At 58.4% G+C, this 22,574-nt stretch carries 13 protein-coding genes; 11 read left to right on the top strand and 2 right to left on the bottom strand.

The genetic code is table 11. The annotated features are described in order from the left end of the window. Positions 1 to 63: 63 nt before the first annotated feature. Complete coding sequence (gene tpiA, locus ACQZ40_RS24665) at positions 64 to 834, bottom strand: triose-phosphate isomerase (protein WP_271046052.1); 771 nt, start codon at positions 832 to 834, stop codon at positions 64 to 66. 212 nt (positions 835 to 1,046) lie between these two features. Next, complete coding sequence (locus tag ACQZ40_RS24660; protein ID WP_271046051.1) at positions 1,047 to 1,928, bottom strand: alpha/beta fold hydrolase; 882 nt, start codon at positions 1,926 to 1,928, stop codon at positions 1,047 to 1,049. Between the two features lie 225 nt (positions 1,929 to 2,153). Between ACQZ40_RS24660 and parE the strand changes: the two genes are divergently transcribed. From parE to ACQZ40_RS24605, 11 genes are all read left to right on the top strand, one after another. Beyond that, positions 2,154 to 4,268 (top strand): DNA topoisomerase IV subunit B, encoded by a 2,115-nt coding sequence (gene parE / locus ACQZ40_RS24655; RefSeq protein ID WP_174036029.1) that lies wholly within the window; start codon positions 2,154 to 2,156, stop codon positions 4,266 to 4,268. Between the two features lie 960 nt (positions 4,269 to 5,228). Beyond that, the gene (locus tag ACQZ40_RS24650; RefSeq protein WP_448748828.1) at positions 5,229 to 7,220 is read left to right on the top strand and encodes a ShlB/FhaC/HecB family hemolysin secretion/activation protein; all 1,992 of its coding nucleotides are present in this window, start codon (positions 5,229 to 5,231) and stop codon (positions 7,218 to 7,220) included. Between the two features lie 102 nt (positions 7,221 to 7,322). Next, entirely contained in the window at positions 7,323 to 7,886 is a 564-nt protein-coding gene (locus ACQZ40_RS24645; protein ID WP_448748827.1) for an invasion associated locus B family protein, read from the top strand. A 38-nt stretch (positions 7,887 to 7,924) separates the two neighbouring features. Continuing rightward, positions 7,925 to 8,839, top strand: coding sequence for a ChaN family lipoprotein (locus ACQZ40_RS24640; RefSeq protein ID WP_244926210.1), 915 nt, complete (start codon positions 7,925 to 7,927; stop codon positions 8,837 to 8,839). 5 nt (positions 8,840 to 8,844) lie between these two features. Next, entirely contained in the window at positions 8,845 to 10,836 is a 1,992-nt protein-coding gene (locus tag ACQZ40_RS24635) for a filamentous hemagglutinin N-terminal domain-containing protein (RefSeq protein WP_448748826.1), read from the top strand. A 125-nt stretch (positions 10,837 to 10,961) separates the two neighbouring features. Beyond that, positions 10,962 to 11,801, top strand: a complete 840-nt coding sequence (locus ACQZ40_RS24630) for a tetratricopeptide repeat protein (RefSeq protein WP_237680963.1) — start codon at positions 10,962 to 10,964, stop codon at positions 11,799 to 11,801. A gap of 28 nt (positions 11,802 to 11,829) precedes the next feature. Beyond that, the gene (locus ACQZ40_RS24625; RefSeq protein WP_174036030.1) at positions 11,830 to 12,372 is read left to right on the top strand and encodes a hypothetical protein; all 543 of its coding nucleotides are present in this window, start codon (positions 11,830 to 11,832) and stop codon (positions 12,370 to 12,372) included. Between the two features lie 3 nt (positions 12,373 to 12,375). Continuing rightward, positions 12,376 to 12,876 carry a hypothetical protein gene (locus ACQZ40_RS24620; RefSeq protein WP_448748825.1) on the top strand — a complete coding sequence of 167 codons (501 nt, stop codon included), beginning with the start codon at positions 12,376 to 12,378 and terminating at the stop codon, positions 12,874 to 12,876. Between the two features lie 14 nt (positions 12,877 to 12,890). Continuing rightward, on the top strand, positions 12,891 to 13,172 hold the full coding sequence (locus ACQZ40_RS24615; protein ID WP_244926207.1) for a hypothetical protein: 282 nt from the start codon (positions 12,891 to 12,893) through the stop codon (positions 13,170 to 13,172). Between the two features lie 61 nt (positions 13,173 to 13,233). Continuing rightward, positions 13,234 to 21,999 (top strand): two-partner secretion domain-containing protein, encoded by an 8,766-nt coding sequence (locus tag ACQZ40_RS24610; protein WP_448748824.1) that lies wholly within the window; start codon positions 13,234 to 13,236, stop codon positions 21,997 to 21,999. Between the two features lie 11 nt (positions 22,000 to 22,010). Next, complete coding sequence (locus ACQZ40_RS24605) at positions 22,011 to 22,457, top strand: SMI1/KNR4 family protein (protein WP_448748823.1); 447 nt, start codon at positions 22,011 to 22,013, stop codon at positions 22,455 to 22,457. Positions 22,458 to 22,574: the final 117 nt, after the last annotated feature.

The following is a 22,574-nucleotide window of genomic DNA, read 5'->3' as shown; positions in this document are numbered from 1 at the left end:
TTTACATGAGGCGAAGGCTTATTCCAAGCCCCTTTCCCGCCATCTGTAACAGGAAAACCTGTCTCAGGCCGTCAGTTGCTCGTATGCCGCATAGATGGACAGGAAGTCTGAGGCTTTCAAGCTCGCGCCGCCGATCAGCGCGCCATCCACGTTCTCGACGCCCATCAGTTCCAGCGCATTGGCCGGCTTCACAGAGCCGCCATAGAGGATGCGCATGGTCTTGCCGGCCTCACCGAAGCGCTTGACGAGTTCGTCGCGCATGAAGGCGTGGGCCTCGCGCACATCGTCCACGGTGGGTGTCAGACCCGTGCCGATAGCCCAGACGGGCTCATAGGCGATGACGGTATTTTCGGCCGTCGCCTCATCCGGCAGGGAGCCGGCAAGCTGGCGCTTGAGGATATCGAGCGTCTGCCCCCCCTTGCGCTCATCCGCGGTCTCGCCAATGCAGACGATGGCAATGAGATCGGCCTGATGGGCGGCCACGGCCTTGGCGCGCACCAGATGATCCGTCTCTGCATGGTCGGTGCGGCGCTCGGAATGGCCGACGATGACATGGGTGCCGAAGCAGTCGGCGATCATCTCGGCGGAAATATCGCCGGTATGCGCGCCGGAGGCGTTCTGGTGGCAATCCTGCGCGCCGATCATCAGCGGGCTGTCATCGCACAGCGCCGTTGCCACGTAGAGCAATGTCGAGGGCGGGCAGATCAGCGCATCCACCTTTTCAGACAGTGCGCCCTTGACGCCCTCTGCCATGGCCTTGATCTGATCGAGCGAGGCACGGGTGCCGTTCATCTTCCAATTTCCGGCAACAAGCGGTCGAACATTCGGCGTCATGCGTATCCCATTCCCTTTGTCTTGAGGCCGCCTGTGGCGGCGCCCCTTCCCTCAGCCGTATCACGGCCCATAATCGCGACAGAAACGCTGCCGGAAATCCCGGGATATTCCTTTAACCTCAGCCGGCAACAAATGGTACAAAAAAGCGGCCCGAAGGTTCAAAACGACGGGCAATTTCTAAAAATTTGCCGTTACTGACCCAAGTCGAGGCCTTAGCGGCTCAAAATCCAGTTCAAAACCGCCCGCCAGTCGGTCATGCGCACCGGTGTGCCGTGGCTGCCACTCTCATACCGCGTGAACCGCGCCGGCTCGCCGGCCTTCAGCAAGGAACGGAAGATCGTGGCCTGCTGATCAGCAGAATAGACCTTGTCGGCGCTGCCATGGGTGAACCAGACCGGCTTCTTCGCCCTGGCAAAGACGCTTTTCGGAAAATCCGGATCGACCGCACCGCCGAGGATCGCCATGCCCTTGAGATTGGCGACGGCAGCCTTGTCGCGGCTGATGCCGTAGCAGATGAAGCTGCCCATGGAGGCACAGGTCAAAATGACAGGCTTGCCGCCCGATTTTTTGGCCGCATCGGCAATCAGCGCAGCAACATCGGCAACGCCGTTTTCATCGAAGGAGCGCACGCTCGGCACATAATAGGTGCCGCCATTGGCCACAGCGAGGTTTTTCAGCCGGTTGAAATTGCCGCCGAAGGTGTAGTCGTTCATGCCGAGCCGCCGGTCGCCGCCACGTCCGTGGATGAAGATGACCGTGAAGGCCTGCCCGCTTGCCGGCCCGACGCGGCCGACCTCAAGCGCCCTGCCCTCGACGGACATTGTTTCCAGCGCCTGCGCTTTCTTCGGCGTCATATCGACATATTGCCGTTTCACCCGCCGCTCCGGCACCTCGTCGCGGCCGTTGATATCGCGCATCTCCTGATAGTCGATGACTTCTGAAGCGCCGCCATCGGCGGTGGAAAGCACCGTCTGGGCGGAAAACAGTTCATCCTTGAACGGCCGCAGCGGCCCGTCGGAGGCGAAGGCTGCAACCGGCATGGCCGCAACAGTCAGGCTGAAAAGAGTACAAAACGTGAAATGAGCTGTGGACATGCCTTGGCTAACCGTTCATTCGTGGCTGCGAGACTTGCCATTGCAACCTCGCCAGCGCAATCCTCCTGTTGCGAAACCCTGACACAATCGTGGCATAGGATGCGCCGCGTCTGCCAGACGGGCCCACTTCAAATCGGACGGGAACCGCGTTTGGCGTTATGATTGACGCTACTGGCATAATGATTCGCATGGCGAAATTCTGACACACGCTTTTGAACTTTGGACATGATGGACGACAGCAACGATCTCTTCTCCGGTCTTCCGGCAGCACGAAACAGCGATACGGAAACGAACGAGGACGCCGCAAAGACGCCGGTGACCGCGGCCGCCAACGTGCCCGCCAACGCGAATGTGCAGCCGAAACCCGCAGCCGTTGCGGCCGTGACGCCGCCCGCCCCCGCATCACCATCCGGTGACGACTACGGCGCGTCCTCGATCCGCGTGCTCGAAGGGCTGGAGCCGGTGCGCATGCGCCCCGGCATGTATATTGGCGGCACCGATGAGAAAGCGCTGCACCATCTCTTCGCCGAAGTCATCGACAACTCCATGGACGAGGCCGTCGCCGGCCACGCCAATTTCATCGAGGTTCACCTCGACGCCGAAGGTTTCCTGACGGTCACCGACAATGGCCGCGGCATTCCGGTGGAAAACCACCCGCAGGTGCCCGGCAAGTCGACGCTCGAAGTCATCATGACCAAGCTGCATGCCGGCGGCAAGTTCGACGGCAAGGCCTATGAGACATCGGGCGGCCTGCACGGCGTCGGCGTTTCCGTGGTCAATGCGCTGTCCGATCTTCTCGAAGTGGAAGTGGCCCGTAACCGCAAGCTTTACCGCCAGCGTTTCTCGCGCGGCCTGCCGATCGGTCCGCTGGAAGAGCTGGGCGACGTGCACAATCGCCGCGGTACCCGCGTGCGTTTCCATCCTGATCCGCAGATCTTCGGCGACCACGCAAAATTCGAACCGGCCCGCATCTTCCGCATGGCCCGCTCCAAGGCCTATCTCTTCGGCGGCGTCGAAATCCGCTGGAGCTGTGATCCCGGCATGGTGCCGGCCGGCGGTGAAATCCCCGAAAAGGCCGTGTTCCATTTCCCAGGCGGCCTGAAGGATTATCTTGCCGCCACGCTTGGCAAGGAATTCACCGTCACCCGCGAGATTTTCTCCGGCCGCACGGAAAAGACCGGCGGCCACGGCGCGCTGGAATGGGCCGTCACCTGGTATGGCGGCGATACGCAGATCCATTCCTATTGCAACACCATTCCCACGCCCGAAGGCGGCACGCATGAGGCCGGCCTGCGCATCGCGCTTACCAAGGGCCTGAAGAATTATGCGGACCTGACGCAGAACAAGCGCGCCAAGGACATCACCACCGATGACGTGATGATCTCCGCCGCCGGCATGCTCTCCGTCTTCATCCGCGAGCCGGAATTCGTCGGCCAGACCAAGGACAAGCTCGCAACCGTCGAGGCCCAGCGCATCGTCGAAAACGCGCTGCGCGATCCCTTCGACCATTATCTCGCCGGCAATCCGGGCGAAGCGGCGAAGCTGCTCGACTGGGTGATCGAGCGCGCCGAAGAGCGCCTGCGCCGCCGCAAGGAAAAGGAAGTCAACCGCAAGACCGCCGTGCGCAAGCTGCGCCTGCCCGGCAAGCTGGCGGATTGCGCCCAGAACACCGCAGAAGGGGCTGAGCTTTTCATCGTCGAGGGCGACTCGGCCGGCGGCTCGGCCAAGCAGGCGCGCAACCGCGCCAACCAGGCCATCCTGCCGCTGCGCGGCAAAATCCTGAACGTCGGCAGCGCCAGCCGCGAAAAACTCTCCGCCAACCAGCAGATCGCCGATCTCATCCAGGCCCTCGGCTGCGGCACCCGCACCAAGTACCGCGAAGAAGATTTGCGCTATGAGCGCATCATCATCATGACCGATGCCGACGTCGACGGTGCCCATATCGCCTCGCTGCTCATCACCTTCTTCTATCAGGAAATGCCGGAACTCATTCGCGGCAATCACCTCTATCTGGCAGTGCCGCCACTCTACGTCATTCGCCAGGGCGCCAAGAGCGCCTATGCCCGCGACGACGCCCACCGCGCCGAGCTGATGGAAACCGTCTTCAAGGGCAAGAAGGTCGAAATCGGCCGCTTCAAAGGCCTCGGCGAGATGATGGCCCAGCAGCTGAAGGAAACAACCATGGATCCCGAAAAGCGCACCCTGCTGCGCGTCGAGATCGACGACGTGGATTTCGAAGGCACCCGCGAGGCCGTCGACAATCTGATGGGCACCAAGGCCGATGCCCGCTTCCGTTTCATTCAGGAACGGGCGGCATTCGCTGATAATCTGGATATCTGATGGGAAACCGATCTAAGTATTGACCAAAAGGCGTTAGATCTGGCCATTTTGGAAGCTAAAACTGGCCAAACCACATTCTACTGTTTCCGGGTGCCGAAAGGTGCCCGGAGAATACCTTAGGGAACAAAACAGGAGTAAACTGGGCAGGCCCGGTGTTGGGGTTATGGCAGATGCAGTGATTGCAAGCTGGGACGGGCACGACTATCTGGCTCGGTTCTTCTGGATATATGATTCAGGCCTTCGCAATCCTGAGACCCCGCATGTCGTCGAGGTCTCGTACGAGACCGATGGCCCAAAGAGCTTCGATGATGTCGTCGTGCGGTATACCCCGGGCCAAACTGAACGCCTTTCGTTTAGGGTGGAGACGGCCCACCACTTCTGATTAAGCGAGTTACCTGTTTGTCAGGGGAAACTACCCGATCTCCGGCTGGAAAGGTGGATTTCTAGCCCCGAGCGCTTGGCTCTTTCCGGCTTCAGCCAAAATAGGGTCAGGCCTGCGAGCCCGCCGGCCCTTCCCGATCGCCCCCATGAAAAATACACGCAAAGGTCGTTCATATTCGCCCTTACTGGCCGGAAAAATCAAAAATCTGCCCCGGATTTCGTCGCGTCTGGTGCCCATGCCGGCATTCGGGGCAGATCACAAACAATCACATATGACTTTTTGCATTTTACCCCATGACCAATCCAAGCGCGGGCAAACGGCTGCGTTCTTAATCTCGGATAGCGCAATAAAACAATCAATATTAAACAGTTAATTATAATTCTGACATGAAGTATCGCCCCTTGGATCCACTCTGGCCAGCACCGTGCGAGCTTCGATCTCAACGAAATGCAACGCATAACTGATGCAAATTGGTAACTCAATTCTCATTCTTTTGATAAGCGCGCCAGAGTTGTCTTGCAAAATACCCTCTATTGATTAATGCGTCGCATTGGGCAACATGGGGTTGAAGTTTATTGATGACCAGATATCTGGCCAGAGCGCGATTTGTCGTTCCGGCAGCTACCAAATCATCTACAGCAGGTGGTTTCGACAGGAAGGTGATCGGCGGTATCGCACCCGCCTCACCCGTGTTGCGAAACTCGGTCGTCGTTCTCTGCGCAGCTCTTTGCCTTGCTCCACAAACGGCATCGTCACGGGATGATCTCAAAGGGCGGCCGCCGGCAGAGGCAAACGCCGACCAGGCAGATCCAGGTGTTGCCGTATCGCAGGAGCCTGCCCTGACCATCCAGACATTTGCGGGTCCCGCATCTGATAATACGACGTCCGGTGCTTCACCATGTTTTCCGGTAGACACGATCCGCATCGAAGGCGGCCACGAACTCATTGGCAGCGAAGCTGTGGAGGACGTGACAAGACCCTTCGCATTGTCCTGCCAGAGCAATGAAAGCGTCGGCGGATTGCTCAAGGCGGTAAACGGTCTTTTTGCCGACAAGGGTTTTGCCACGACGCAGGCCTGGTTGCCGGAGCAAGACATTGCCGCCAGCAGAACGCTGGTCCTGCGCGTTGTGCCCGGGCGGATCGATGCGGTCGTCTACAAGGAGGAGCAGCAGCCTTATAAGGCGTTCTTTCCCCGCATGGCCGAACTAAGTGGCAACGTTGCACGATCCTCGTCCATTTCCGAGTTCGTGCAGCAGGCAGATGCCTGGTGGGAGGGCCTTGATGACGATCTCGAACGCCTGACCTTGCTGCCGCCATCCGCCCGGATCGCGATGACTGGCACAATTGCCAAAGACGATGTCCTGCATGTCGATCGCCTGCAGGACACACTCGATAGCCTCAACAGGGTTCCTTCGAACAAGGCAAAGGCGGAGCTTGTTCCGGGCAAGAGGCCGGCGACCTCCGACGTGCAGATCACGAACCGCGTCAATGACGCGTTCAGGCTCTACGGCGGTTACGACACGGAATCCATCGAAGGCGTCGACAAGCTTCGCTTTGGGATCACGGCGGAGAAAGACAATCTGATCGGCATCAACGACATGTGGGGGCTGACGCTTAAAAGCGGCGTCGAGACCAACGAACTGAGCGGGGATTTCGCTGTTCCCGTGGGACGAGCCACAATGAGGCTCAAGGGCGAATGGTCCGAAAACATGATCGACCTCGGCCCGCTTTCCGAACTGTTCATGACGACCTGGAACGTCAGCGCAGGTGCCGACTGGATCGTTCATTCGTCGCGCACGGAGCGGCTGGTTGCCGATTTCACAGTCGCGCATCGTGAACAGAACCGCTATATCAACGGCGTTGGGCTGATGGACCAGCGCGTTTCTCCGCTTCAGGCAGGCCTGACTTACAGCCGCTTTTTCGAACGCGCCAACGTGTCGGCCCGGATCGGTGCCAGCCAGGGGCTGTCTATCTTCAATGCGCGCGAAGATGCCGACGATATCGACGCCTCCATACCTCACAGCCAGTTCACAAAGCTGGATGCATCTCTTTCGGGGTCTTATGTCTTTCCCGGGCGCGCCTCCGTTTCGTCCAGCCTGTCCACACAATGGGCGGCAACCGCGCTTTATTCCGACGACCAGATGACGATCGGCTCGCGCAGTTCGGTGCGCGGATTTTCCAATGGAAGCTTCAAGGCTGACCGGGGCGCGGTGTGGCGCAACGAGGTCGCATTCGCGATGCCGGTCGATTTGCTGTTGGGGAAAGCCGGATCAGGCCCGCAGCCGGACAGCCAGAGCCCAGTGCAAATACCCGCCCCATCGTCGGAATGGGCGCGAACGACCCTCTCCCGTCTCAACCCTTATCTCTTTCTCGACGCAGGACTAGGCCGCGACGTTGCCAATGAAGTCACCGGATACCGGGTCGGCAGTGGTGTGGGCCTGCGATATGGCGGCCCAAGGCTTTCTTTCGATGTCGGCTACGCCTGGCGAGTTGCCGAAGACAGCCGAAGCCGGCGCGTGAGCGAGGAAAAGGGTGAGTTGTTCATGACACTGCGTTTGAAGGTTTTTTGAGCCATGCCGTTTTTGTTCGATCCTCCCTCAAGAGATGCTGGCGATAATTGCCTCACGTTCGGGCCGCGCCGCTGGCTGGTCTCATCGGTCTCCGGAATGGGCATGGCGGCGCTTGTTGCCGTTGGATTGCTGCTGATCGCGCCTGCGCCGAAAGCAATTGCGGAGGACGGAAAGGCTCTCGCTGTCCGGGAAGAGACTTCCGGGGTTGCGGCAGAAGCAGTCGTAGAGCCCAAACGTTATGGCGATTGGGAGCTGGTCTGCAAGCCACAGGCGAATGCCGCGCCCCCTAAAGCGGAAAGCGGGGCATGCCGTCTCCAGCAGGCGCAGGCCGTAAACGGCGGAAAGGATGTCGTCTTTCTGTTCAACATTGCGAGGCAGGGAAAACAGCGCGTCGCGATCATTTCGACGCCGCTGAATGTCTATCTACCGGCAGGTCTGGAGCTGAAGATCGATGGCGGGCAGACACAGCGCGTTATCTTCGAGACCTGCAATATCTCCGGATGCCACGCCGGCTTTGCTCTCAGCGGCACGCTGCTCGGCGCTTTGCGCAAGGGCAACGTTCTGACGGTCGCTCTCAAGGACACCAAGGCAACCACCATTCCGCTCAAGGTTTCACTCAACGGGATCAGCGCCGGTATCGACGCGCTGGATGCGGCAACACCATGAGACCAGGCAGGAAGATATGCGCAGGGATAGCTCGCCACGTGCTGCTTGCCGGACTGATGGCGGCAGGCTGGCTATCAATGGCCGGACAAGGATTGGCGGCACCCGGCGAGTTCAAGAACTGCACGGGCAGGATAGAAGAAGTGTCCAGCCGCCGCCCGATCTCTTTTGCCGATCTGGCAGGTCACGTCGGCAAGGTGGATTACGTGCTCTTTGGCGAGCGGCATGGCGTCCGGGAACAGGCAGTTGCGTCGTCCTGTGTGCTGTCGGCTATGGCAAAGGATGATCGTCCCGTAACCGTCGTGATGGAAATGCTCTCGCGCGATGACGATGCGACAATTGCCCTCTATCGCAAAAACCATCCGGAAACACCGGCCGGGCTGGGCGCAGAACTTAAATGGTGGACGCGAGGCTGGCCAGCCTTCGACAACTGGTTGCCGCTCGTTGAGCGCGTATTCAGCCTTCGCGTTCCGTTACATGGCGGCGATCTGGCAGAGAAAGATGGACGCACGGGTGAACTGACACCAAGCGAGAAAAAGGCGATCCGCAAACGGCTCGGTGCAGCCGAAACTGCTGTCCGCGAAAGCTGGACGAAAGCAATGATGGCAGCGCATTGCGGACTGATCTCGGATCGGCAGGCCGCGCTGAACGCCGACCATCAGATCCGGCGCGATCTTTCCATGGCCGATGCCGCAGAGCAGGCCCGGATGTTGAAGCATGGTGTTCTGCTACAAGTCGGCCGCGGTCACGGTCGCAAGGACCGCTCTCTTTATCAGGCCCTTGCCCGGGCAGACGCGTCGGTTCTGACCGTTGGCGCTTTCGCCGAAGGTGAAAAGATCACCGACGAGGAGCGCAGGCTCTACGATTACCTGTGGATCGTCGGGAAGGCTGAACTGGCCGACCCGTGCAAACTGACAGTACTGACGAGCAAGACAGGGGAGCCCATCTCCAGATGAGAAGCATGTTCCAGTTGGTAAACATGAAGCATTCCGTGGCAGCTAGCCTGTCCTTGCTGCTGTGCGGCGTTGCGTTGCCCGCCTTCGCGCAGGTCATTCCCGACGGTGCCAGCAATACTAGGACGAGCGCCGATGTCGTGACCGGTGCAACGACGGTTCATATAGCCGATCCGGTCGGCAGCCCCGGATCCACCATCAGCCACAATACTTATACGGAGTTTTCTGTCAGCCCTCTCGGGGTCAATCTCGACAACAGTACGGTCCATGCACGCACGATCCTGAACGAGGTGACGTCTTCCCGCATCTCCAATCTTAATGGCCCGCTGAGGGTGGTAGGCGACCCCGCGCATGTCATCATTGCCAATCCCAACGGCATTTCCGTGAACGGCGCATCCTTCCACAACACCGGCGGCGTCGTACTTTCCACCGGTGAGGCGTCGATCAGGAGCTTCGAAGTAACACCAACGTCATATCAGGATAATGTCCTGCTCAAGACAAAAGGCGGGACAATCAATGTCGGTCCCGGCGGCTTGTCCGGTGCCATGAGCACTCTGCACATGCTGGCCGGGCGTATTCGCATAGACGGGCCTGTCGAAAACAGCGCCGGTCAACTCCGTTCTACTATAGAATTAACCGCCGGCGGCAGCTCCGTCGAATACGATTCAGCGATTCTTCCGAACTCCGATCTCCAGAGCTGGGGGCGGATGGAGGCAGAAGGAAGCGACGACAATTCTGTCGCCATTGAAATAACCTCCCGCGGGACGCTGAAGGCCAATACGGTCCGCATCCGCGCCACCAACAATGGCGCAGGTGTCAGCCACGCGGGCAACGGGCTCGCGATGCTGGGCGATTTCGTGATCGATGCATCCGGCAAGGTCGCGACGAGCGGATCAATTGAAGCGAAGGACAATGTCCATGTTAAGGCGGGCTCGATAGAGGCTCGCTCACTGGCCGGTCAGCCTCAAAGCAGAATCGAAGCCATCAACGGCGCGTTGACGCTTCTGGCCGGAACGGGTGACATCACAAATACCGGTGTTCTGATGAGCGGGAAAAGCCAGGCATTCGTCAAAGCCGCTGGCGATGTAAAACTGTTGACCGAAAATACCGATCAACTGGCAATCGTCTTTGGTTCAGAGGGAAGGCTTGATGTGCAGGCCGAAGGCTCCGTTATCAACAATACGGGCAGACTCCTCTCCAACAGCGAGACGACAATCGATGCAGGCAAGGACGTCCTTAATATTGCGGACATCCTGAACGGGGAAGGTGTCTGGCACCACCAGAAAGACGACGGCAAACGCCTGTGGTACACGCTCTGGCGATCGCGGGAAACGACCGAAACTATCAGCATAAACTACGGCCAGCCGCGTCTACCCGGCCGACAGGCATATATAATCGGCAGTAGCGTTTCGGTGAAGGCTGGCGATAACATCGTTAACCGCGGCAGTTCGATCAATGCTGATTCCGGGTCGGTGCATATTGAAGGCAGTAGCATCCTCAATGAAGGCGGTCTGTCCGGCTCCCTGCGGTTCGTCAAGCGCTGCAGGCTGACCTGCATCGGTTATGGCTCGTCCACGACAAATGTTTCGGGTGGCGCCATCAATGCCAACGGCAATATCGAATTGCGCGCCTCATCCTCAATCCTGAACAGATATGGCCAGATCGTCAGCTACGGCAGCATCAATGCGACTGCTCCCTCCGTGGTGCTGGAGGGCGGCTCGATCCCGACCGTCGTTCAGCGTCCAACCGGCCTCTATAATTTCTGGGGCGGATCGACCGCGTGGATCGGGACCGGCGATCAGGGCGGCGTTTTTGAGGCGCCCCAGGGCAGCATCACGATCAATGCCTTCCGTCCTGTTCAGGTGACTGCGGGCGCGCTGCGGGCTCGGGATGGTGTCTTCGCCCGATCAGGCATCGAAACCTTCAAGGAAACGGCAGGCGAAGAATACCCGTTCGGCCTCGACACCATCGGGCTCTTCCCGGGGATGGTCGGTAGATGATGGCGGCCCGACTTCACCAGAAATCACCGTTCTTGTTGGCCGTGAGACCCAAACTCACGGCGCCGAAAAAAGACGAAATTGCTCTCGGGGCTAACCCGGAAAATCCTGATCACGGAGTTCAATCCATGCGCAACACATCATTCCGCCGACCCGCCCTCACCTCTTTGGCGCTTATCGCCCTTATGGGAGCGCTGGGTTTGGCGCAACCCGCAGCGGCTGGCCCGCTTGAAGATGGCAAGGCGCTTCTGGAAAAGAAGGATTTTTCCAATGCGGCAAAGGCTTTTGCCGACGGTTTTGACAAGGGCGATGGAGAAGCCGGCTTTCATCTGGCGCGCATGGTCGAGCTTGGTGTGGGGTTTACGCCCGACGCGGTGAAAGCACGGGCCCTCTATATTGCTGCGGCGGAAAAGGGTTCGGCTGCGGCGATGAACCGGTTGGGGCTCATGCATCTTCGCGGCGAAAATGTCCGCCAGGATTTTGCTGCCGCGGCTGAACTGATCTGCAAGGCTGCCGATCTCGGTAATCTGGAAGCGCAGTTCAATTGCGCAGGTCTTGCTCTCGATGGTCTCGGTCGCGCCAAGGATGCCGCAAGTGCCTTCGGTTATTACGAGAAGGCCTCGCAAAATGGGCATACGGGCGCGCGCAACATGGAGGCGGCACTTCTTCGCACCGGTACCGGAACCGAACAGGATCTCGCCAGGGCGGTGAAGCTGTTCGAACAGGGCGCGTCGCTCGGAAACCCGGTCTCGCTCTACGGCTTCGCCGAGATGTTGGAAAAGGGTGAAGGTGTGGCTGCCGATCCGATCCGCGCCCACCTCTATTACAACCTCGCCAATGAACGCGGACATCCCGGCGCGCGTGCGGCTCTTGAGCGGCTGACGGCGAGCATGACACCGACAGAGATCGAGGATGCGCAGGCGCGTGCCCGCAACTGGAAACCGGCTCAGGCCGCGGAAGCAAATTGATCAATCACATTGAATTTCGAGAGGGACCATGAAGATCACGACGATTTTGATCGCGGCGGGGGCTGCACTTTTGTTGGCGGGTTGCCAGACGACGAAGCCGCTTTCTCCGGAGCAACAGGCGAAACAGGACGAATATAATCGCGAGAATGATCGAGTCGCCAAGGCGGATTGCGAACTGGTGGATCTGCTCAATCAGCGCAGGACCAAGGTGGACGAGAAGCCACTACATGCACCCGACTGCGCCTATATGCGCAGAAACAATACTCTTGTGGGTTTCGACGGCCGCCCGACGCCTTTACCGAATTTTGCCTTCAACGGGATCCCCGTGCCGATTGGCGGCGTCGTTGCACTCGCCCAGGCGGCGGAAAAGGCGACCAACGAGGAACGGGCAAAGAAAGCGCAAATACCAGCCCATCTGAAATCCGAGGATGGAGCAATCGTTTATCGGAAGATGATCCTTCGCGGGTTCAAGGAGGCCGAGGTTGCCGCAGTCGCGGACACTGCAGCTTTCTCTCACGCGGCCGTAGCGACCGGTCGCGGTCGGCAATATCTGGCATCGGGCGCGAGGTAAGCCATGCGCGTTACATTTGTCGGCAAGGCCTTGATCGCATTCAGCCTGATTGGACTTGTCGGATGTCAGGGGGCTGCTCCATCTGCTGAACAGGCAGCCAGGCGGGAAAAAATCGAACAAGCGAATCTGCGCAATGCACAGGCGTTTTGCACGATGATCGATGAGGCAAATCGATTGACAATCGCCCGCCGGCAGATACCGCCTGAAAACGACGATTGCGCCTATTTCAGGCGCAACGGCACCCTTGTCGGCTACAGTCCGGCGGTCAGAAACCAATATACGGGCTTTTTTGACAATCTGCGGGATGTCGCGGCCTACGGTCGCGCGCAGAAGGCAGCGTTGCCGGTCTCGGTAAAAAACGACCCGGATGCTTCGGATATCTATCGCAAATTGCTGATCCGCGGTTTTGACGAAGAGATTGCCGGTGACGTGTCGCGTTCGCGCGCGTTCCTTGAGGCAGCTATCGCCTTCCGGCACACACGGCAGTTGCAAGGAATAAAATAATGGCTTGTTGGAAGATGACGCGTTTCCTTCCCGTTTTCCTCTCGCTGGCCCTGGCTGCCGGCTGCCGGCCCACCGATCCGCAGCCGGTCGCGACACTGAACGGCGAAAAGATCATGTCGGCGACGTGCACCAATTCGATCGTCACCCCGACGGAGCAATCCTGCAAAAAGGCTGTCCTCGAAAAATGCCAACCGGGGGCGACCATCGCAGACATGAGCGAAACATCTCGCCCGGTTTACCGCCATCCGGGATGGACCACGCAATATATCTGGACCGTGCTCATAAAGAACTGCTGACGATCTGGTTTGTACCTAAGCGAATACGAATTCAATTGCCCTTGCTGTTGGGAGTATCCGAATGAAAACGATGATGGTCAAAGTGCTGATCTGCAAGTCCAAGCCGGGCAAGCTGGTCAAGAAAGCGACCGCATTGGTGACGTCGGTCAGCCTTGTGCTGACGACCATCGCCAGTTCATTTGCACCTGCCAGCGCGCAGGTCATCACAGATCCGACCGCGCCAATTGAGTTTCGTCCAAATGTGACGTCTTCGGGCAACGGAACGCCGACGCTGAACATCGTCAAGCCGTCAAGCGGCGGCGTCAGCCATAACAAGTTGCGCGAGTACAATATCGATACGCGCGGACTGATCCTGAACAATTCCGGGCTTGGCGGAACCTCGATCATCGGCGGCAAGGTTGAATCCAATCCCAATCTCGTCGGTGGCGGCTCCGCCAAGATCATCGTCAACGAAGTGACAGGCAGCAGACGTTCCAACCTCAATGGCGTGACCGAGGTTTTTGGTTCAAAGGCCGACGTGATCGTGGCCAATCCCAATGGCATCGATTGCATGGGGTGCGGATTTATCAACACCGGCCGCGCGACGCTGACCACCGGTACACCGCTTATCGACTACAATGCCGGTACGGTAGGGTTGGAGACCCGGTCAGGCGACATCACCATTTCCGGCACCGGTGTTTCGGCCGCGGGCGGCCAGTCGCCGGACGAGATCCGGCTTGATGCAAAGTCAATCCGGATCGATGGCCTGATCGATGCGCGGGGTCGTATCGACCTCAAGGCCGGCTCCAATCGCACGGATGGTTCAACGGGCAAAACGACGGCCATCGCCGGCGATGCAGCGGGCCAGGGGATCGTTTCGAGCGCGGCAGGCGTTGTACGCGCGGCATCGATTGCGGCCCTTTCCAGCGATCTGAACACAGGTATTTCGCTGGCTGGCAACATACAGGCCCTTGGTATGCTCGATGCCAATGGCGCACTCCTGCCAGGCGCACTTTCGCTCGTATCCTCTGGTGATATCCGGATGGTGTCGGGTGGCATAGCCGGCAACGCCGACCTTCGTGCAGCAGGCGCGCTTCAGATTGCGCGCGATCTCGCGGCCCAGGGAGAAATATCCATCACTGCCCGCGATGTTTCCCTGCTCGATACGGCGACCGTAGAAGGCGGGCGCGGCCTTTCCATCGTCGCGAGTGCCGATATCGTTTCCGCTGCCGTCCTCAAATCCGGCGGTGTGATGACGGTGGAAGCGGGCGGCAATGCTTCTCTGTCCGGTATTATCGCCAGCGTCGGCAATATGAACCTGCGCGCGACAGACAAACTTGCCACCGACACGGCGACCCTTGTTGCGCCGAACATCGATATCAGAGCGAAGGATGTAACGCTGACATCGACCTGGTTCGAACCGGGAAACCAGGGTTCGATCACGGCAACGAATGTCGAGATTGGTGATGGCACCCAGTTCAAAAAGACTTCTCCGGTCTTCATCAATGCGGCTGAACAGCTAACCATCGGCACCCGGATCGATACCGCGGGCTATCCTGCGCTTGCGATGGCATTCCGGGATCTGGCTATTTCGAACACCGGTGTGTTCACGACGGGCGATCGCCTGTTCGATGTCCGCAACTTCAGGAATGCCGGCGTACTCCTTTCAAGCGGCCAGCTCGCGATCAACGCTCAGCAGGCTATCGTTGATGCAACGGGTGTCATCAAGGCCGGGACGCTCAGGATAACGACCGCAGGCAATCTCACCAACTTGGGAAGTCTCCTCTCCGAAACGACGCTTACGCTTCTTTCTGACGGAAACGTAACAAATGATGGAAAGATCACCGCAGCAGGTGAACTTGAACTCGATGCCGTAAATTATATCGCCAACTCGCAGGGGGCTCAATTGGCTGCCCGGAAGGCAGAGTTGATCCTGGGCGGCGACCTTAGCAATAACGGCACGATCAACACACTCGAGACCGCGAGCATCAGGGCCGGTGGCGCGGTTATTAACAGCGGAAAGATCAGTTCCAACGAAAGCCTGACTCTCGTGGCGGGCGATCTTGTCAATGCAGGCACGGCGGCATTGATCGGAGCGAATACCGATCTTGTGATTACGGCTCGCAACCTCTCAAACGTGCTCGGTAACCTCGAAGCCAAAGGCAGTCTCGAGATCGCTGTATCGGCTGCCTTGAATAATGCCGGAACTTTCCTGAGCCGTTCCGACGTGGCAATTAAAGCAGCGTCCATGATCAATATCGAGGCCGGCTGGATTGAAGCCGGACGGATCGACATCAAGCTGAACGCAGGAGATTTCACCAATCTGGGTCGGATGATAAGTCACGACACGCTCGGTATTGTCACTGCGGGAGGTGTCCTCAACGATGGTGTCGTGCACGCTAGGTCATCCACGCTGCGCCTGGAAGCAGGCTCCTACGTTTCCAGTTCTCCTGCAGCGGAATTGGTTGCGGCAAACGCAAACATCATCCTTTCGGGTTCTTTACGCAATGCTGGTCTGATCGCCACGTCTGGAGCGCTCACTCTGCAGGCGGCGCAGGGTGCGCGAAATGAGGCAAGCGGCGAAATCATCGCTAAGGTTATCGAGACGAAGGTCGTTGGCGATCTCGTCAATCTCGGCAAACTCGTTTCCGAGACGACGCTGAGTGCCACCGTTTCCGGCCTTCTTGCCAATAGCGGTTCTATCCATGCCGTCGGCGATCTGGAACTGACTGTCGCTGATCTGATCAACAGTGGTTCCGGGTCAAGTATCGCCAGCAACGGTGACATAACCATTCTAGCCTCGCGCGGCATCACCAACAATGCAGGTTCAATCGCTTCCAATCGCGCGCTAACGCTTTCGGCAGACACGACTTTGTCAAATTCCGGTCTTCTGCAAGGTCGCGAGGGGCTTTCAGCTTCTGCGGAGAAGCTCGATAACCAGCAAGCAGGGCGCATATATTCCGGTTCGACACGCCAGACAGAAAATGGCCCCGTACCGGTTGGCGAACTGACCGTAAACCTTTCCGGAAGTCTCTCCAATCTCGGTCAGATCGTTTCGGCCAACGGTGCCCTGCTTTCAGCGGCGGCAAGTCTTGGCAACAACGGATCAATTGAGGCCGGAGGAAATCTGCGTCTTCAGACTTACAGCTATATTCCCGGTTCTTCGTCTGCCCGTCTGGTGGCCCGCAATCTCGATCTCATCCTTGGTTCGTCCTTCACGAACGCAGGGCTGCTTAGCGTCGCCGGCAAGCTGGGCCTCGATATCAAGGGCAATCTTGTCAACGGTGCCACAGGTAAAATCGATGCCGGCGCGATAGAGACCAGTGTCAGTGGAAACCTGTACAATCTTGGTTCGATCCTGACACCGGGAACATTAAACGTCGTGGTTGGCGGCCTGCTGACAAACGAAGCGCTGATTCATGCCGGGGCAGGATTGAAAGCCCAGACCGCATCGCTCGCCAATGTCGGGACCAATGCCGCAATCAAGTCCAGCGGTAACATGATCCTCGAGGTTCGCGGCAATCTTGATAACAACCTTGGCCGCATATTCGCCGGCGGCAATCTTGCTATCGAGGTCCTGGCAACGCTGACCAACGCGTCGGCCCGCATCGAAAGCGGCGCCGACATGCAGATCAAGGCGACGGCACTAATCAATACCGCATTGGATGGGACGGACAGCGCGCAGGACTATTACCAACTCGGTGATCTCAGCATTCTCTATGCGACCGAGCGCACCAGCAGCCCCGCGCGGTACTGGGGTACAATGACCGCCACGCGCGACGAGTTCTCCGGGATTGTTCGAGTTCGATTGCCCGGCACGATCCGCGCCGGCGCAAACATGGCGATTTCAGGCGACGCCCTTGAAAACCGCGAAGGCCGTATTCTCGCGGTCAAGGACCTCTCCATCGACGTGAACCGTATCCTCAACGATATGGTCACCAGCAATGTCGATCACTATCGCGTGCAATGGGGCGGTGTCCGCAGCTTCATGGATAGCGGGTCGGGCAAGTTTCATGCGCCGGTCGGTGCCGATCCGCGATGGCTCGTGGCACAATTCAACCCCGCCGTTTTCAAAGACCCGGCGCTTGCCGAACGCGCTGAAGGCGGCAACCGGATGATTGTCATTTCCAAGGGCAAGTCTCCGGTGACGATCACCTATTCGGGTAAACAGAAATACAAGGATGGTGTCATCAACGGAGGCGCCGTCCAGGTCATCGAATACGCGGACGCGGCAAGTCTGCTTGATCTGGCTGCGCTCGGTATCGATCCGAACAATATTCCCGATGTGATCATGATCGGCAGCCGTATGGCCGAGGTGGGGACTGGAGCCTACGGCAACGCCACGAAAACATATGTCGGAACCGCCTCGGTCGGTGTCGGCTCCGTGATAAAGTCGGGCGGCTCTTTGATGATCGATGGCGGCGCCGCGATCACCAATCGCGGCACGCTTTCCGGAAGCCTCGTCTCCATCGAGGCAGGTGAGTTGCAAAACGGTCTTGGCACGCCCGGTGGTATCGATGGTTCCGGCTTCGGCAATTACAGCGGAACGACGCTTGTTGGCATCAGTGGTAACGCCGGTTCGGCTATTGGCGGTGCCGCGGGCCAGTTGGGCATCGTCAACTTCGTGCTCGATGATGTCTCGGTTCCGCCCCTTGATCTCGGAGCTTTCGAAGCGCGGAACCTCCACAGCGTCAACGCCTCCGATTTCGGCAACCTCGTGCGCGTTACCGGCTCGACAGAAGCTGCGCGCCTGCTCGGCTCGGCGCGCATAGATGGCGCGGCGCTTACCTTCTATGCGGATCCTGTCGCGGAAGCCAAGGCTCTCGCCGAGGCGGCCCGCCAGCAGGCTGGTACGCATCTGGTTATCGATCCTTCCCTCTCTGTGGAAGAGCAACGGGAGCAGCTTTACCGCAATGCGGCGGAATTCGCGGCGAGCACCGGTGCGCAATACGGCGTGGCCTTAACCGAGGCGCAGCGCGCTGCTCTCGAAAAGCCCATCGTGTGGCATGAAACCCGCATCATCGACGGCAAGCCCGTGCTTGTTCCGCGCCTTTACCTGCCCTCGCAGGACGAACTGCTCCGTGGCGGGCGCGGCGCCGGCCTCATCGCTGCCGACGATCTCCTGATCGATATTGACGACAAGCTCAACAACAGCGGCGCGATTGTTGCAAGCGGGCTCGCTTCGATTTCCGCCTCATCTATCCTTAACCAGCGCCTGATCGATCTCGATGAGCGTGACCGTGCACTTGCCGGAGGACGCGGGGATAGCGGCCTGATTTCGGCGGGTACCCTGTTCATGGCAACCGATGGCGATCTCCTGAACCGGGGCGGCACACTTGCCTCGGCTGGCAACATCGACCTCAGGGTCGGCGGCTCGCTGATCAACGAAACAGAGCGCTACACCCGTACCGTCGATTCACAGGACGGCTGTGTCGGCAAGGCCTGCGGCACCCTGCGTACCGATTATAATGTCGCTTCCATCACGGCCGGACGCGATCTGACCATCATCGCCGACCTGGATATCGTCAATAGCGGCGGTACACTCGGCTCCGTCACCGACATGCTGCTCGCAGCCGGTCGCGATGTGACCTTCGAGACGCTGAAGGACAGTTTCGTCGCTGAAGATTACAAGAAGCGCGGCTTCCTGTCGGGCATCACGGTGCTGCGCAACGAGATCACTACAGCAGAAGCCAGCGCCCAGTCGCTGGTTGGCGATGTCTCGATCCTTGCCGGCTACGGCGTATGCGACGGTGGCAGCCTGTGCGCGAAGGGAACCGCTCCCGGCGATGTTCTTCTGAACGGCGCGCTGGTCAGCGCCTTCGACAAGCTCTCGATCGACGCCACCGGCAAAATCGACATGGGTGTCGTCAGTGAGGAAGTTCATAACCGATACAAGGAATGGGGTTTCAAGGGTCTGGGATGGGGCTCGGTCAAACAGGCGTGGAACGATGTCGATACGACCGTCACCCGGCTTTCGGGCAATGATGTCTCGCTCAATGCCAAGGGTCCGATCACCGGTACGGGCGTGAAGATCGCCGCCGTCAACGACCTTCTGATGAAGACCGATGACACGATCCGGCTGGAAGCGGCGCAGGATGCGCTTTATTTCACGGAGAAGGGTTTTTACGTCGGCCTTAGCTTCCCCGGATCGGCCGGCATAGATGCCGCACTGAAGGGCGGCTCCGGCGGGCAGATCCTGTCCGGCCTTGCCGGCATCAATCCCATCACCGCCAAACTCGCAACGCTTGCCAATGCCGACAATGGGCTTGCGGCGGGGCTGGCTGTTGTCAATCTGGCCACGGGGGGACTGGGCGCTTTTTATAGTGCAGGTCAATCAACCCAAGGGCCTTCGCTCAGCAGTCCGGTCGAGAAAATGCTGGACCCGTTGGGGCAATTCCGAGACCCGGGAACAGGACAGATCACTGCCGGCTCGATAGCCAAGACTGTCGGCATCAACCTGTCGGTCTGGAAGAGCGAGCAGCGCTGGAGCGAGAGCCAGATTTCCGAACTGACGGCTGGCGGCGATATCGTCATGAAGGCCGGGCTGGACGTCATTCTGGATCAGGGCACGAAGATGGTCTCCGGCGGCGATGTCTCCATCGATGCCGGCCGCGATATCCTCATGGCAGCGCTTGTCGATTATGCAAAAGACAAGTCGTCTTCCTTCGGCCTGCAGCTCTCCCTGTCCTCGATCGGCTTCGATATCGGCAAGTCGAAGGGCTATGACGAGACGCTGACGAATGCCTCCATCACCTCCGCCGGCAATGTTTCGCTGACATCGGGCCGCGATACGGCGCTTCTGGGCGGCAACATCATCGGCAGGACGGTCGATCTCGATGTCGGGCGCGACCTCGCCATCCTCTCGCCGCAGGCTCAGGGCTGGCGCGACGGCTTTTCCTTCGGCCTGACGGTTGGCGTCAACCCCGCCGACTGGAGTGTTCGCGGCTCGAAGGAGGACGGCTTCAAGGCATGGTCCTCCGGCTCTGGGATTGTCGCGGCACAGGGCATCGACATCAAGGTTGCCGAAGACACCACGCTGGTCGGCGCGCTGCTTCAGGCGACCGATGGCGATATCAGCCTCGATACCGGCACACTGACGGTGGCCGACCTGAAGGATACCGACCAGTACAAGAACGTTGGCGGGTCTATCGGCATCAGCGGCGGTGGGCTGAACTCCGTCGGTTTCTCTTATGAGAAGAAGGACAAGCAGGGCGAGACCCGCACGACGCTCGATGCCTCCGGTGAATTGAATGTCACGATTCGTGATGCCGACAAGGATGGTGTTGCCGGAACGGAAGCGGACAAGGCTGCCGCCGAGGAGCTTCTCGCCTCCATCAACAAGGATGCCTCGAAGTATCAGGAAATCACCAAGGACAGCTACACCAAGCTGTCGGGCGAACTCGATGTCGAGGCTCTGCGTAATCTGAAACGCAATCTCGATTTTGCTCTTCGATACAGCCAGGCGCAGGATGCCGCCGTTCCAGGCTGGATTGCGGCAGAAGGCCCGCACGCTATCGACCAGTATCGTGAGGCGATCCTCTATGGCGGGGCGACACCTGCCGAAGCCGAAGAGTTGATGAAGACACCGCGCTTCCAGGCCATGCTGCAGGAGCGCAAATCCTTCGACGCTTTGAAGCAGGGCGCCCTCAACAGCGAGGACTTGCTGAAATCGATTATGCTGATCCAACAGGGCGAGGAACTCTATCGCGATCCGACAAGCGGTAACCTTATGGTTCGCACCGCCTGCGGCACAAACGGGCCCTGTGGTGTCGAGATCTCCAAGCTGCGGCTGGAAGCAACGGAGACCGTCGCGCGTTTCATCGAACAGAGGTTGGAAAAAGGGGACGATGCAGCCCTACAGGAGGCACTGGAATGTGCCTTGGCTTATGCACTCGTTCGTGGGGACGTAAGTCACTTTGAAACCCTGAAATCATCAGGCAAATTTGATGCTGTGGCGATCCAGAAATACGCGGACGCGGCGACGAGCATCGTCGGTAGCAATCTGCAGAACGAGGCCCCCGCTCTTGCTGCCGATGGTATCGACATCACCATGGCGCTAACAAAGATCGTCATGGCCAGCGAAAACGGTCGGATCGACGCCGCGCAATTCAATCAGTTGATCGACATCCTGAAAACTGACGGGCCAAGCGGTCAGGCGGCAAGCTTCCGAATTGCGGTTGCTCTGGGAACGCTCGGCGATGCCGGTTCGGCCTATCTGAAAGCTCTCTCTCACAGGATGCTGGACGATTATGTGGCAGATGCGGCAGCCGAGCAGCAGGTGCACAAGTTCATCGCCGAGAACCCGGATTCGCCTCAAGCCAAGGAAGTTAAGCAGCTTCTTGCACAAGGCATCGCCATGTCCGTTGCTATGGCGGCAATTGGCGTGAGGTTTTATGATGGAAAATTTGAAAGTGTTAAAGGCACGACGGGACGTTTTGAAAATGTTAAAGCTCAAAACATCGATGAAGAGCAATTTATAGCGAATGTTAAAACAACGTTCAGTAACAGTACCGTCTGGACGGGAGTTACTCGTCATAATGGGGAATTGGTCGTCCAACGTTCAGATATTGAACTGAGTCCACAGAATGTGATCTTGATGAAGAATGGCCAAGCTCCCTTCGTTCGGGGTGCCGACGGTAATTGGGAACCGGTGCAGTTGCACCACGTTGGACGCGAGACAGGTCAGTTGATTGAGGTGACCCGCTCACAAAATGCCTATAATTCTGTGAATGGTGGCCCACTACATATTCCTGGTCCGGGAGGACCTGTGCGACAATCGGGTTATTCGCAATCTTATTGGAAGCAGCGTTATCAAAGCTTTGTAAGCTCTGGACAAATTGTACCCTGAGGAGAATTTTGGTGACAACACGACGCAAAGAGTTTGATGCACTATGCTACGAGGGGCAAATTTCAGGACCAGTTGAGACTCATGAAATTCAACACGCAGAAGCGGAGTTGGGTGTCCAATTCCCCCTAGAATACGCGGATTTGTTAAGAACGTATGGTGCTGTGTTGGCTGATGGCTTCACGATATTCGGCTTACCTAGCGCCGAAAATAACGATCCGCCCCTTTGGCAAAACGTTGTTTCAGTGACTCAACAATTGAGAGAATGGAAACAGGTGGGGGCGGAGCGGCCAAGTCTAATTGCGATCTCAGAAGATGGATTCGGAAACTATATATATATGGACACTCTATTTTATTCGGAAAGTAGAATGTGCATTATAGGTCCGAACATTAACAAGGTTTTTGACGCGAGTATATATGATTTTTTTCTGGATTTTGCTTCCGGAAACTTGAATTTGTGAAAATTGGTCTGGCATATCTGACCTGCCACTGAAGTTTCATCCGGCTGCGATTAGAGCCTCGGCTGTTTTTGATAAGCCAAATGGCGTGGTGGGAGCAACCGGCGGAAACGCGAAGCT

This window comes from Agrobacterium sp. 16-172Ci (assembly GCF_053522725.1).
Note: the sequence above shows the minus strand (reverse complement) of the source record. Positions and strands in the feature narration are given on the sequence as shown.

What these genes read in the sequence shown, in the direction of transcription:
- tpiA (WP_271046052.1), bottom strand. Translation starts at nt 834, where the DNA reads ATGACGCCGAATGTTCGACCGCTTGTTGCCGGAAATTGGAAGATGAAC.
- ACQZ40_RS24660 (WP_271046051.1), bottom strand. Translation starts at nt 1,928, where the DNA reads ATGTCCACAGCTCATTTCACGTTTTGTACTCTTTTCAGCCTGACTGTT.
- parE (WP_174036029.1), top strand. Translation starts at nt 2,154, where the DNA reads ATGATGGACGACAGCAACGATCTCTTCTCCGGTCTTCCGGCAGCACGA.
- ACQZ40_RS24650 (WP_448748828.1), top strand. Translation starts at nt 5,229, where the DNA reads ATGACCAGATATCTGGCCAGAGCGCGATTTGTCGTTCCGGCAGCTACC.
- ACQZ40_RS24645 (WP_448748827.1), top strand. Translation starts at nt 7,323, where the DNA reads ATGGCGGCGCTTGTTGCCGTTGGATTGCTGCTGATCGCGCCTGCGCCG.
- ACQZ40_RS24635 (WP_448748826.1), top strand. Translation starts at nt 8,845, where the DNA reads ATGTTCCAGTTGGTAAACATGAAGCATTCCGTGGCAGCTAGCCTGTCC.
- ACQZ40_RS24630 (WP_237680963.1), top strand. Translation starts at nt 10,962, where the DNA reads ATGCGCAACACATCATTCCGCCGACCCGCCCTCACCTCTTTGGCGCTT.
- ACQZ40_RS24625 (WP_174036030.1), top strand. Translation starts at nt 11,830, where the DNA reads ATGAAGATCACGACGATTTTGATCGCGGCGGGGGCTGCACTTTTGTTG.
- ACQZ40_RS24620 (WP_448748825.1), top strand. Translation starts at nt 12,376, where the DNA reads ATGCGCGTTACATTTGTCGGCAAGGCCTTGATCGCATTCAGCCTGATT.
- ACQZ40_RS24615 (WP_244926207.1), top strand. Translation starts at nt 12,891, where the DNA reads ATGACGCGTTTCCTTCCCGTTTTCCTCTCGCTGGCCCTGGCTGCCGGC.
- ACQZ40_RS24610 (WP_448748824.1), top strand. Translation starts at nt 13,234, where the DNA reads ATGAAAACGATGATGGTCAAAGTGCTGATCTGCAAGTCCAAGCCGGGC.